The 12,218-nt window shown below is 71.6% G+C and carries 11 protein-coding genes; 2 read left to right on the plus strand and 9 right to left on the minus strand.

From position 1 onward, the window contains the following. Window positions 1-53: 53 nt before the first annotated feature. A complete protein-coding gene (locus QRN26_RS00570; protein WP_056006115.1) occupies window positions 54-335 on the plus strand; it encodes an ArsR/SmtB family transcription factor in 282 nt (93 codons plus the stop codon). Between the two features lie 6 nt (window positions 336-341). Here the strand turns inward: QRN26_RS00570 and QRN26_RS00575 are convergent, their stop codons facing one another. From QRN26_RS00575 to QRN26_RS00615, 9 genes are all read right to left on the minus strand, one after another. Beyond that, a complete protein-coding gene (locus QRN26_RS00575) occupies window positions 342-2,042 on the minus strand; it encodes a sensor histidine kinase (protein ID WP_285034879.1) in 1,701 nt (566 codons plus the stop codon). A 145-nt stretch (window positions 2,043-2,187) separates the two neighbouring features. After that, window positions 2,188-3,078 (minus strand): siderophore-interacting protein, encoded by an 891-nt coding sequence (locus QRN26_RS00580; RefSeq protein WP_285034880.1) that lies wholly within the window; start codon window positions 3,076-3,078, stop codon window positions 2,188-2,190. Continuing rightward, a complete protein-coding gene (locus QRN26_RS00585) occupies window positions 3,075-4,892 on the minus strand; it encodes an ABC transporter ATP-binding protein (RefSeq protein ID WP_285034881.1) in 1,818 nt (605 codons plus the stop codon). The genes QRN26_RS00580 and QRN26_RS00585 overlap by 4 nt, the downstream gene beginning before the upstream one ends. A gap of 7 nt (window positions 4,893-4,899) precedes the next feature. Next, entirely contained in the window at window positions 4,900-6,537 is a 1,638-nt protein-coding gene (locus tag QRN26_RS00590) for an ABC transporter transmembrane domain-containing protein (protein ID WP_285034882.1), read from the minus strand. Further along, window positions 6,534-7,322 (minus strand): ABC transporter ATP-binding protein, encoded by a 789-nt coding sequence (locus QRN26_RS00595; RefSeq protein WP_285034883.1) that lies wholly within the window; start codon window positions 7,320-7,322, stop codon window positions 6,534-6,536. The genes QRN26_RS00590 and QRN26_RS00595 overlap by 4 nt, the downstream gene beginning before the upstream one ends. A gap of 10 nt (window positions 7,323-7,332) precedes the next feature. Beyond that, on the minus strand, window positions 7,333-8,379 hold the full coding sequence (locus QRN26_RS00600) for a FecCD family ABC transporter permease (protein ID WP_285034884.1): 1,047 nt from the start codon (window positions 8,377-8,379) through the stop codon (window positions 7,333-7,335). After that, on the minus strand, window positions 8,376-9,473 hold the full coding sequence (locus QRN26_RS00605; protein WP_285034885.1) for a FecCD family ABC transporter permease: 1,098 nt from the start codon (window positions 9,471-9,473) through the stop codon (window positions 8,376-8,378). Before QRN26_RS00605 ends, QRN26_RS00600 begins: the two co-directional genes overlap by 4 nt. Window positions 9,474-9,481: 8 nt before the next feature. Further along, window positions 9,482-10,543 carry an ABC transporter substrate-binding protein gene (locus QRN26_RS00610; protein WP_285034886.1) on the minus strand — a complete coding sequence of 354 codons (1,062 nt, stop codon included), beginning with the start codon at window positions 10,541-10,543 and terminating at the stop codon, window positions 9,482-9,484. A gap of 163 nt (window positions 10,544-10,706) precedes the next feature. Further along, window positions 10,707-11,549 (minus strand): helix-turn-helix transcriptional regulator, encoded by an 843-nt coding sequence (locus tag QRN26_RS00615; RefSeq protein ID WP_285034887.1) that lies wholly within the window; start codon window positions 11,547-11,549, stop codon window positions 10,707-10,709. Between the two features lie 133 nt (window positions 11,550-11,682). Between QRN26_RS00615 and QRN26_RS00620 the strand changes: the two genes are divergently transcribed. Next, a complete protein-coding gene (locus tag QRN26_RS00620; RefSeq protein WP_285034888.1) occupies window positions 11,683-12,213 on the plus strand; it encodes a hypothetical protein in 531 nt (176 codons plus the stop codon). The last annotated feature ends 5 nt before the right edge of the window (window positions 12,214-12,218 follow it).

Here is a 12,218-nt window from a genome sequence, read left to right on the forward strand (position 1 = left end):
GGGTTCTGACGACGCGGGACCCGCGATCCATTCGTGTCTGCTTATATGGGGGGATGACTGAGGATCTGGAACCGGCTGCCGAACTGTTCAAGGCCCTCTCCTCGGTGTCGCGGCTCCGACTGCTGCGGATCCTCGCCGCCGGCACCTCCACGGTCGGTCAGCTCGCGGACGCGAGCGGCCTGTCCCAACCGCTGGTGTCGCAGCACCTCCGGACGCTGCGTTCGGCGGGCCTCGTGTCCGTGGAGCGCGTCGGGCGGGAGGCCCACTACGAGGTCGCCGACGTCCACGTCTCGCACATCGTCGACGACGCGGTCCTCCACGCGCTCGAGGGATAGCCGGCGTCAGCCCTGATCTGCACCACGGCGGGCCGGGCCGACGCGTCGTGAGCGTGGATCCGCGACCTTGGGCGCCCCTGCAGGGTCGGCCCGCTGGAGCGGCAGCCGCACCAGGATCGTCGTCCCGGGGTTCCCCGTCGCGAACGCCTCGATCGTGCCGCCGTGCGCGCGGACGATCGACCGGGCGATGGTGAGTCCGAGCCCCGACCCTCGGATGGTCTCCTCCCGCACGTTCGCCGCCCGGTGGAAGCGCTCGAAGACGGAGGCGAGTTCGTCCTCGGGGATGCCGATCCCCGTGTCCGAGACCCGGATGACCGCCTCTCGTCCGTCCGACCGGGCGCTCACGAAGATCTCACCCTCCCTCGTGTACGCCGCCGCGTTGTCGAGCAGGATGGCGAGCAGCTCCTCGATCCGACGGCGATCGGCGTCGAGGCGCAGTTCGGGACGGGCTCCCAGTCGGAGTTCGACGCCGGTGGGGAGTCCGAGGCGTCGCCGCTCCGCGACCGCGTCGACGACGAGTGCACCGAGGTCGACGGCTTCGGTGGAGAGCTCCAGCTCCGGTGCGCTGGCGGCGAGGAACTGCTCCGCGAGACGCCCGAGGTGGTCGGCGCTCCGGCGGATGACGGCGAGCTGCGAGCGCACCTGCGGAGCGAGGTCGTCGTCGTCACCGAGGAGGTCGAGGTAGCCGAGGATGCTCGTGAGCGGCGTCCGCAGCTCGTGGCTGAGGCTCGTGAGCGACTCGGATCGCATCCGGACCGCCTCGGTGAGTTCGGTCACGTCCTGTCCGACGAGGACCGCTCCGTGCGGTGCGCCGGTCGCATCGCGGACGGACCGGCCGTTGGCGACGAGGGCCCGCTGCTTGCCGGGCGGCCCCACGCGATAGAAGAAGTCGCGGACGTCCTGACCGCCGAGGACCCGGATCACCGGCTGTTCCTCGCGGGCCAGTGGCGTGACACCGTCCGCCGCCCAGACGAAGCGTGCACTCCCGGTCGCCGGGTCGTAGCCGGCCAGCGCGGCGAGCTCGATGGAGGTCCGGTTGTTGAGGATCTGCTCGCCGTGTTCGTCGAAGAAGACGAGTCCGACGTTCACCTCCGCGACCACGGAACGGAGCATCACGGCGAGCCGGTTCTGCGAGGCGAGGGCTTCGACCTTCGCGTCGGCCTCGGCGCGGAGGCTCGCCTGGGCGCGCTCGAACCGTCCGGACTGCAGACTCACGACGACGATGACGAGCAGCAGCAAGACCGTGAGCGCGATCAGCTCGCTCCAGGCCTGGACGCTCCCGGGGTACTCGCCGTAGAGGACGTTCGGCAACCAGATGACGAGCACGCTGCCGATGAGCGCGAGGGCGGCGCCGAGACGACCGAAGCCGTGGGCCAGCCACAACACCGGGAAGGCAAGCAGGACGATCGATGCGCCGAGGACCGGCGACACCGCATGGGTCACGAGCCCGACGACGGCGAGGTCCGCACTGACCAGGACGAGCGCCCAGGAGCGCCCGAGCCGCTCCCACGGGATCGCGAGGGTGGCGATGAGCGCCAAGCCCATGACGACCCAGGACAGCTGGAGCTCCCTGACGCTGAGAAGCGCCGGCGTCGTGGCACCGACGATCGCGGTGACCACGACCACCCCCAGCGCCAGCGGCCCCTGGCTCCGGCTCACCAATCCGAGCCGGGGGTGGCGCTCGCCCTGACCGATCCAACGTGGCATCTGCGCTCCTCCTGCTCGCCGCGGGTGCCTCCTAGTCTGCAGTGGTCGCGGCGCTCGCATCCGAGGGCGGGCGGCGGGTCCCGGAACCTGCGCCGTCAGCGTCGGTCGAACGCGGCGCTGCGAGCGCTCGACGGAGTGCGGCGGTTCAGAGTCCGAGTCGGTCGAGCTGCTCCTCGAACCGGATCTGGACGTCCTCGGGCTCGGCGTCGTCGGTCGCGGTCCAGATCGCGTCGAGCTCGGCTTGGACGTCGGTGGGGAGGGCGGCGAACTTCTCGTCCCAGGCGGCGATCGGCGTCCAGTAGCCCACGACCTTGAACCGCGTGGCCGGCAGTCCGAGCTCCCGGCGCAGGTACTTCCGCGCGTCCCGGAGGGCGACCGTCTCACCCGCCACCCAGACGTAGCCCTGATCGAGGGCGAGCCGCTCGTCGACGACGCTCCGGACGAGTCGTCCGAGCGCGCTCGGACCGTGCCCGTTCCCGCCGACCACCCAGGTGACCAGCACATCGAGGCTCGTCTCGAACGCGATCCGGTCCTGCTCGGACGGCACCTCGATAACCACCCGGGTCCGGAGTCCGCGTGGGGTCTGCGCGACGATCCGGCGGACGGCAGGCAGGCCGGAGAGGTCTGCCACCAACACCTGCCACTCGGTGTCCTCCGGAGGGTCGTACAGCCCGGTCGGCGAGTTCAGCCCGAGTACGTGCCCTGGCCGAGCCCGCACCGCCCACGGGCCGGCGACGCCCGCGTCGTGCGCGACGAAGTCGAGGTCGATCTCGCTCTGGTCCGTGCGGACGCCGGAGACCGTGTAGGTCCGCATCGGTGCCTGCGGGGTGTCCTCGGGCCACTCCCACCAGTCGCCGACGGGGAGGGGCAGCGAGACGTCCGCCAGGTCGTCGCCATGGGGGAAGAAGACGCGGACGTACTCGTCTCCCGTCCCGGTGCTGATGAAGTCGGCGACGCCCGGGCCTCCGAGGGTGACACGGATCAGGTTGGGGCTGAGGACGCTCGTCTCGGTGACGATGCCGCGGTGGATGGTCATGGGTGCTCCGGCTCTGGGGTGGGGTCGGTGGATTCGGTGGATTCGGTGGATTCGGTGGTGTCGGCGGGTTCGGCGACGTGCTGCCGGTGGGCGAGCCACGAGTCGCGGTAGGCGCCGGGGGCTGCGAGCAGATCGTCATGGGTGCCGTGCGCGATGATCCGGCCGTCCGAGAAGACCGCGATCCGGTCGGCGGTCGCCGCCTGCTCCAGCCGGTGGGCAATGAGGAGGGTGGTGCGATCGGCCCGGAGCCGCAGCATCGCTGCTTCGACGGCTGCACGATGGTGCAGCCCGACGTCGGCCGTCGCCTCGTCCAGGATCACGACGGCCGGGTCCGCCAGGAGGGCTCTGGCGAGGGCGAGTTGCTGGATCCGCCCCTCGTCCAGCGGCACCGGTGCGTCGACCGCATCGGTCGGGTCCCGAGTCGGACCGTCCACCAGTCCGGCGACCGCCCATGCCGCACCGACGGTGTGCACCGCGGCGACCATCTCCTCCTGGCTCGCGTCCGGCGCCCCGAGCCGGAGGTTGTCGGCGATCGAGCCGCGGAAGTGGTGGAGCTCCTGCGACAGGGAATACGGGGTGTCGGCGACGTGCAGACTCCCCGACGTCGGTGCATGGTGCCCCGCGACGACCCGAGCCAGGGTGCTCTTGCCGGAACCGGAGGTGCCGACGAGTGCCGTGGTCGTGCCGCGCGGGACGTCGAGCGTGACCCCGACGATCCCGCGTCCGGTGGTCGGGTACCGGAACGTGAGGTCGCGCACCCGGATCGCCGCTGCGTCGCCGCTGCCGCCGTCGGTCGGTGAGCCGGCCGACGGCGAGCTCGCCGATGCGAGGTCGATGACCCCGACGAGGCGTGCCAGCCCCACGGTGGCGCGCTGGATGTCGTCGAGCCCGAAGATCACCTGGCCGACCGGGCCGAACAGTCGGTGGAACAGGAGGGCGGCCGTGGTCACGAGGCCGACGGTGACCGCCCCCTGCGCGTGCAGCAGGAATCCGGTCGCCAGGATCGCCGACAGCCCGACGAGTTCACCGCCGTTGATCCACCGGAAGAGCCGGTTCGCCACCCGCACGCCCTCGATCTGCGCGTCGATGGACGCTGCCGCGCGTTCGCCGACGCGCTCGATCGCGTGGTCGGCGGCGGCGAACGCGGTCAGCGTCTCCGCGCCGTGGACGGTGTCCAACACGGCCTGGCTGCGCGACGCCTCGCGCGTGCGGACCTCCCGGAACACGATCCGGGAGCGTCGGAGGAACGCCCGGGTCCCGATGACGTAGCACGGCGCGGCGGCGAGGCCTGCGAGGGCGAGCCAGGGGTCGAGGGCGGCCAGCGCGATCACCGACACGCCGATGGCGAACCCGGCGGACAGCAGGGTGGGGGCGACACCACCGCCGGCCTCCGCGACGGCGTCCACGTCGCCGGTCACCCGGGACAGCAGGTCGGCACTCTCGCCGTCGTCGATGGTTCTCACCGGGAGTCGCATGGCCGAGGCGAACACCTCCTCGCGCAATTCGGCGAGCAGGTCCTGCACGAGGCCGGTGAGGACGCGCACGGCCCAGAGCATGACCACGACCGCGGCGACCGCGCCCACGGCGGCTCCGGCGACCCAGCCCGCGACGACGGACGGCCCGGCCTCCGAGGTGATGGCGTCCACGACCCGCCCGAGGCTGGTGGGCAGCACGACCCCGAGGGCGGAGGCCGCGAGGAACAGGACCACCACGGCAGCGGTCCGCCCACGGTGTCGGCGCAGCAGGGTGGCGACGACGGCGCGGACCCGGGCCGCCTCGGCGACCGGCAGCCGGGCGGTGGTCGCGGAGGTCATGTCTTCATCAACCACGGTCGGCGTCCTCTCCGCGACCGACCCCGACGACCCGGTCGCAGGCGTTGAGGAGGACGGCGGAGGTCGTGATGACCACGACGGTGCCATCGTGCTCCGCGAGTGCACGCGCGATGCGGGTCTCGGTCAGCACGTCGACCGCTGACGTCGGTTCGTCGAGGACGAGCACCTCCGCCTCGGCGTGCAGTGCCCGCGCGATCCCGACGCGTTGGCGCTGTCCGCCGGAGAGCCGTCGGCCGGCCTCGCCGACCGGCGACGACCAGCCGCCGAGCTGGACCACCGCGTCGTCGAGCGCGGCCATGGCGACGAACGCCGTGTCGGGATCGCCGGTCATGCCGTGTCCACGCACCGCGTCGGCCAGGGTGCCGCTCATGACCCGCTGCTCGTGCGGCGGGGCGAGCACCCGCCGGCGGTAGGCGACCGGGTCGAGGTCCTGCTGATCGACGAGCACGCCGTCGACGGCGAGCGAGACGCTGCCGCGGGCCGCGGGGGTCCGCATGCCCAGCAGGCGGGAGAGGGCGCGCGCCGCGTCGCTGTCCGTGGGACGGACGCCGAGCAGCTCGCCGGCCCGCACGTCCACCCGGGTCTCGGCGTCGCCCGCTCGGAAGGACAGGACGACGTCCCCCGCGGGGCTGGCGGACGATCCAGCCGGCGCCACGGGCTCGTCGAGGAGGTCCGCGGCGTCGACGACCGCGGCCAGCCGTTTGGCGGAGGCCAGCTTGTGGATCCAGTTGGACGGGAACGACCCCACCTGCGCGAGGTAGCCGCTGATGAACTGGGCGAGCCCGAGCACGGTGACCAACTCGCCGATGCTGATGCGGCCCGCAGCGGCGAACCAGGCGGACAGTCCCACGAGGGCAGCTGTCACCAGCGCCGCCAGGGCGCCACTCACCGCCTCGGAGGCGGCGAGCGACCGCCCGGCCACGGTCGCCGCCTGTCTCGAGACGTCGCTGGCGGCCCGGTATCGTCGCTCGGCCTCGCCTCGCCCGCCGATGCCGACGAGGACCCGGAACCCGCTCATGAAGTCGGCGGCGACCGCGCCCGCCTCCGTCGCGGCCCGCTGCTCCGCGAGCCCGCGCAGCTCCAGCGGGCGTGAGACGACGCGCATCACGAGCATCATGCCGATGGTCGCGGCGAACACGACCATCGTCGCGACCGGGGAGATCACCGACATCGCGAGCGCCGCGCCGATGATCGCGGCGATCGTGGCGCACTGCTGTGCGACCGACCACGCGACGCCCGCGACGCGATACGTGTCGGAGGTGACGACCGTCAGGGCCTCACCCGGGCTCAGGATCCGTCGGGACAGTCGTGGCCGGAGCATCCGCGAGAGGGTGAGGTGTCGGAGTGCCTGCTCGCCGCGACCGTAGACCGACACCATGAGGCGGGACGCGGACTGGTAGCTGACGGTGAGGACGAGGAACGTGCCCGCCAGGACGCTCATCCAGACCGCGAGGGCGACGGGATCCGAGGGGACCACCGCCTGATCGACGGTCGCACCGATGATGACGGGGATCGCCGCCTCCGACAGGGCGTGCACGACGAGGAGGACGGTCGCTGCCGCGAGTGCAGGCCCGCGCCCGTCCGCGACGAGGGCGATCCCGACGAGCCGAGCGGGGGAGCCGGTCACCGGTCCCGCCGCCCGAGCGGGAGCACCAACGGCGTGCCGGAGACGGGATCGGTGATGACCCGGCACGGCAGGTCGTAGACCGCTTCGACGAGCTCGGCGGTGATGATCTCCTGCGGGTCGCCCTGGGCGACGATCGCGCCGTCCCGCATGGCCACGAGATGGGTCGCGTAGCGTGCCGCGTGGTTCAGGTCGTGCAGGACGGCGACGAGGGTCGTCCCGTCGCGGTGGAGATCCGTGAACAGCTCCATCAGCTCGATCTGGTGTGCGATGTCGAGGAACGTCGTGGGTTCGTCGAGGAGGAGGTGCCCGGTCTGCTGCGCGAGGGCCATCGCGACCCAGACCCGTTGTCGTTGCCCGCCGGACAGTTCGTCGACCAGGCGGCGGGACAACTCGGTGACCCCGGTGGCGGCCATGGCCGCTGCGACGGCCTGCTCGTCGGCTCGGCTCCAGGTCCGCATGGCGCTCTGGTGCGGGAACCGTCCGCGTCCCACGAGATCGGCGACGGTGATGCCGTCAGGGGCGATCGCCGACTGGGGGAGCAGCCCGAGCCGGCGCGCGATGTCCTTGGACTTCAGGGTGCGGATGTCGTCGCCGTCGAGCAGCACGGCCCCGGTGGCGGGTCGCAGGAGCCGGGCGAGCCCGCGCAGCAGGGTCGACTTCCCGCAGGCGTTCGGCCCGATGACGATGGTGAACGAGCCGTCGGGGATCTCGAGCGACAGCCCCGAGACGACGGGGGTGTCCCCGTAGCCCAGGCTCAGGTCGCGGGCGAGGAGCGTCGTGGTCATGGTGGTCCTTTCACGTGCGGCGCAGGAACTGCGCCGCCAGCAGGCAGGTGAGGTAGATGCCGCCGACCGAGACGGTCACCACGCCGACCGGCACGGCGACCAGCTGGGCGACGACGTCGGACACGACGACGAGGGCCGCGCCGGTCAGCATCACCGGCGCGAGCCCCATCGGGGTGTTCGAGCGGGTGAGCCGTTGGGCGATCTGCGGGGCCGCGAGCGCGATGAACGAGATGGGGCCGGCCGCGGCCGTGACGAGGGCCACGAGAGCCACGCCGATGACCATGGCGCCGAGGCGGGTGCGCCCGGGCCGGACGCCGAGCGCGGTGGCCGCGTCGTCGCCCATCTCGAGCACCGGGAGGGTGCGGCGGAGCGGGCGCGCGAGCACCGCGAGGACGAGGAACGCGGTGGCGGCGGGGAGCAGTTGGTCGAAGCCGAGCGAGGCGAGCGATCCTGCGCCCCAGGTCGCCGCCATCATCGCCTGCTCGACACTGACCGAGATGAGGATCCAGGACGTGAGTGAGCCGAGCCCTGCCGAGACACCGATGCCGACGATGATGAGGCGGAAGGACGACATCGTGTGCCGGTTCGCGAGCACCGCGACGAGCAAGGCCGTCAGCAGCCCGCCGACGAGTGCTCCGGCCGCTTTGAACAGGTAGGTGTTGAGCCCGAGGACGAGCATCGTCAGCGTCACGCCGAACTGCGCTCCGACACCGAACCCGATGATGTCCGGCGAGCCGAGCGGGTTGCGGGTGAGCGATTGGAAGATGCCTCCCGAGAGGGCGAGGGCCGCACCACAGAGCACCGCGAACAGCACCCGGGGGAGCCGCCACTCGAACACGACCTGGCGCACGTCGGGATGGGAGGCCGGGTCGACGATCGCCCGGAGCACCGCGTCGAACTCGATCGTGTATGCGCCGATCGTCGTCGCGGCGAGGCCGGCACCGATGATCACCACGACGAGCGCGAGACAGACGACGACGGACCGGACGGGGACGAGGGTCGCGACATGCGCGGTGTCCACGCGGATCTGGCGGCGCCCGTGGTCGACGACGCTCACAGGCCGCTCACCCGCTTGCGGCGCACGAGCATGATCAGGATGGGCGCGCCGAGCAGGGCCGTGACGATCCCGACCCGGAGTTCGCCCGAGGGCAGCACGATCCTGCCGAGCACGTCCGCGAGCAGGAGGAAGGCCGGGCCGACCACCATCGAGGTGCTCAGCACCCAGCGCTGGTCCGGCCCGGTGAACCACCGGACGACGTGGGGGATCATGAGGCCGACGAAGGCGATGGGCCCCGCTGCCGCGACCCCGGTACCGGCCAGGATCGTGACCGCGACGACCACCCACACGCGTGTGCTGCGGACCCGTGCCCCCAGCGCCTGCGCGAGGTCGTCGCCGAGGGTCAGGGCGTTCAACGACCGGGCGCAGGCGAGGCCGATGAGGAGCCCCACGACGATCAGCGGTGCGGCCCACACGAGTTGGTCGAGGGTGCGTCCGCCGATCGACCCGACGCTCCAGAACCGCATGACCTGGAGGGTGCCCTCGTCGCGGAGCACGATCGCCGTCGTGAACCCGGTGCAGGCCGCACCGAGTGCGACCCCCGCGAGGGTCAGCTTCATGGGTGTCGCGCCAGAGGAGCCGACCGATCCCAGGACGTACACGAGCAGCGTGAGGACGAATGCACCGGCGAGCGCGAACGGCACGTAGGCGCCGGGCGTCGTCAATCCCAGCACCCCGACGGCGAAGGTCACGGCGAAGGAGGCCCCGGCGTTCACCCCGAGGATGCCGGGGTCGGCGAGGGGGTTGCGGGTGAAGGCCTGGATGAGCCCGCCGCACACCGCGAGCGCGGCACCGACGAGTACCCCGAGGAGGGTGCGGGGCACGCGCAGTTCGACGACCATCAGGTGCAGCGGGTTCTCGTGGTCGTAGGAGAACAGGGCGTGGAGGACGGTCACCGGGTCGATCGCGCGATTGCCGACGGCGAGGGAGGTGATGGTGGCCGCGGCCAGGAGCAGGGTCGCGACGAGGAGACCGGTCGCGAGCACCGCGGTCCGGTGCGGGGAATCGCTCGAGCGCTTCCCCGCACCGGACGTCGGGACGTCGGAGCCGTCGGCCGGGTCCAGCGTGGCTGGAGCAGCTGGCGGCCGTGACATCGTCGGGATCACTTCCCGTCGATGGTGGGCTCGCTCTGGAGGGCGGCTGCAAGGTCGTCGACGTAGCCAGGCAGCACGTACTGCAGGGACAGCACGGTCGGGGCGCTGATCGCCGAGGCCTTCGCAGCGTCGGCGTAGATCACGTATGAGCCTGCGGCGATCGGCGCCCAGCGGGAGACGACGGCGTTCTCGACCGTGTACGTGCCCTCGGCAGCGCTACCGCCCCAGGCGGCGAAGAGGTCGGCGTCGACGTCGTAGAGCTGCTCGAGGCTCACCCCGGTGTACCAGTTGTCGCCTTCGGCGCTCTGCAGGAAGCTGTCCATCGCGGACGTGGAGGTGAAGCCGAGTGCCTCGGTGATGCGCACCCGCGGGTCGTACTCGAGGTAGACGCCGAGGTCGGTCCCGCCCTCGTTGAGGGTCAGGCCCCAGACGAAGGTCTTGTCGTCGAACTCCGGGTGGGCGTCGGCGAGCGAGGTGATGAGCGTCTCGGTCTCGGTGATCAGTTCCTCGGCCTTGGCGTCCTCCGACATCGCCTTGCCGACGGTGCGGGTCATACCCTCCCAGGTGCCGGGGTTCCACGGGCCCTCGATGTACGGGACGGTCGGGGCGATCTCGGTGAGCCGCTCGTACTCGATGTCGGTCACCCCCGAGTACAGGCTGAGGATCAGGTCGGGCTTCAACGACTTGATCGCCTCGTAGTTGGGGCCGTCGTCGACGAAGGGGATGATCTCGGGCAGCTCGCCGTACGCGTCGGAGACGTAGTCCTCGAACCAGGGCTGGTAGCCGCTCTCGCCGGCACCCCAGACCGCTTCGACACCGACGGGGTTCGTGCCGAGGGCCGCGACGATGTCCGGCGTCATCCACCCGAGGGCGACGATCCGCTTCGGCTTCTCCGGGATGACCGTCTCGCCGTGTGCGTGTTCGATGACGACGCCGTCGCCCGCGGCCGTGGTCGATCCGGTGCTGCCTGCGGCGGTGGAACACCCGACGAGGGCGAGGGCGGTGGCGACGACGACCGCGACGAGCGATGATCGGCGGCGGACGTTCGGGCGCGCGAGAACGTGCGACATGGAGCTCCTTCGGAGTGGTGGGGGAGAGGGCCGCTGCTGCGCGGCCGGAAGTTAGGTAAGCATGTCCTAACAGAACGATCGTAGGGCGCGCCGACGGCGCGCGGTGTCGGCGAACCGACGACTTCTGTCGGGAATCCGCCAGCCTGCGCTCGGCTCCGGCCGATCAGCGCCAGTAGCGCTGGTGCGCCGGATCCGCCTGGACCCGCGCCACGTACTCCCGCGGCGTCATCCCGAAGCGGGTACGGAAGCTCGCCGAGAAGGCGCTCGAGGAGGCGTAGCCGCAGCGTCGCGCCGCTGCGCCGATCGGTGTGCCATCGACGATCAGGCGTGCTGCGAGCGTCATCCGGACACTCGTGCGCCACCGCGCGAAGCTCATCCCGATGTCGTGCTGGAAGATCCGCAGGACGGTCCGTTCGTGCAGTCCATGCGCCTCGAACAGGTCCAACGCGCTCCGCGGATCACCCGGGTCGCCGAGGACCGCGCGGACGAGCGGGCGCACGCGCTCATCGGACGGCATCGGGACCTCACCCCATCCGTCGGTCGCTTCGGGCGCGGGCTGCTGCAGCATCTCGATGAGCACGGCCTGCGCGCGGACACGGAGATCGGTGGGCATGTCGTTCATTCCGAGGTGGAGGAGCATCTCCTGGACGGCGCGCGGCACCAGCACCTGCCGCACCTCGTCGACCGGCAGGATCAACGAGGCGCTCGGCAGGTACGTGTAGCAGCCCGTCGAATCGCGTTCATGATGCGCGGTGTGTGGTGTGTGCGCGGGGATCCACACGCCTTGGCCCGGGGCCAGACGCCACATCGCGTTCGGGAGATGCACCCACACCGTGCCGCGGTAACACCAGGCGAGCATGGCGTCCGGGTGCCGATGTGGCGGCGAGAGCGGGCGGCTCCCGGTGTCCTCGTCGGTGACGACACCGGTGCCCATGAGATACGGTTCGGCGACCGACGACGGATGCTCAGGGCTCTCGTCCCAGTCCACCTGCCCGTAGGTGCTCACCGGGCGCCCCGGACCGGACGACCGTCCACGCCGTCGAGACGTCGGGTCGCTGAGCCTGCCATGTCCGTCATGGTAGCCGCCCCGCTCCGGCGACCTCCGTTCCGCTCGACGGCGACGCGCCTAGGATCGGTGCATGGGAGACCACCGCGAGCTGATCGTCGACCTCGATGCACGCGCGGCCGAGGTCGAGTCCGCATCGGCGCAGCTGGAGCGGTCGCTGTCGTCGGACGGCTGGATCTCCCGCAGCGACACCGGCACGGATTGGCTGTACCCGGATCGCATCGCGTTCCTGCTCGGACAGACGGCGACATCGCGGTTCCCGGTGCACGCGCGGGACTCGCTCGTCATCCTCGCGGCACGCGAACCCTACGGCGTCGGCGACGGCACGACCGACCCGGCCTGCCCGTCGTGCGGCTCACGCCTCAGCGCGGAAGTTGCAACACCCGTCCTCGCCGCCTGGTGGGACGGCGACGAGCAGGTCACACGCTGCCCGGACTGCGGACTCCAGGCGTCCGTCGGCGATTGGAACCTCCTCGACTCCGTGGCGATCGGCGAACTGGCGGTCGCCCTCGACACCGACGATCCAGCCGTGGCCGATGCGCTCGCCGAACACCTCACCGCCAGCACCGGACGCCGTTGGGTCCGCACCCACCTGCACCTCTGAGGAAG

This window comes from Plantibacter sp. ME-Dv--P-095 (genome assembly GCF_030209365.1).
GTDB lineage: Bacteria > Actinomycetota > Actinomycetes > Actinomycetales > Microbacteriaceae > Plantibacter.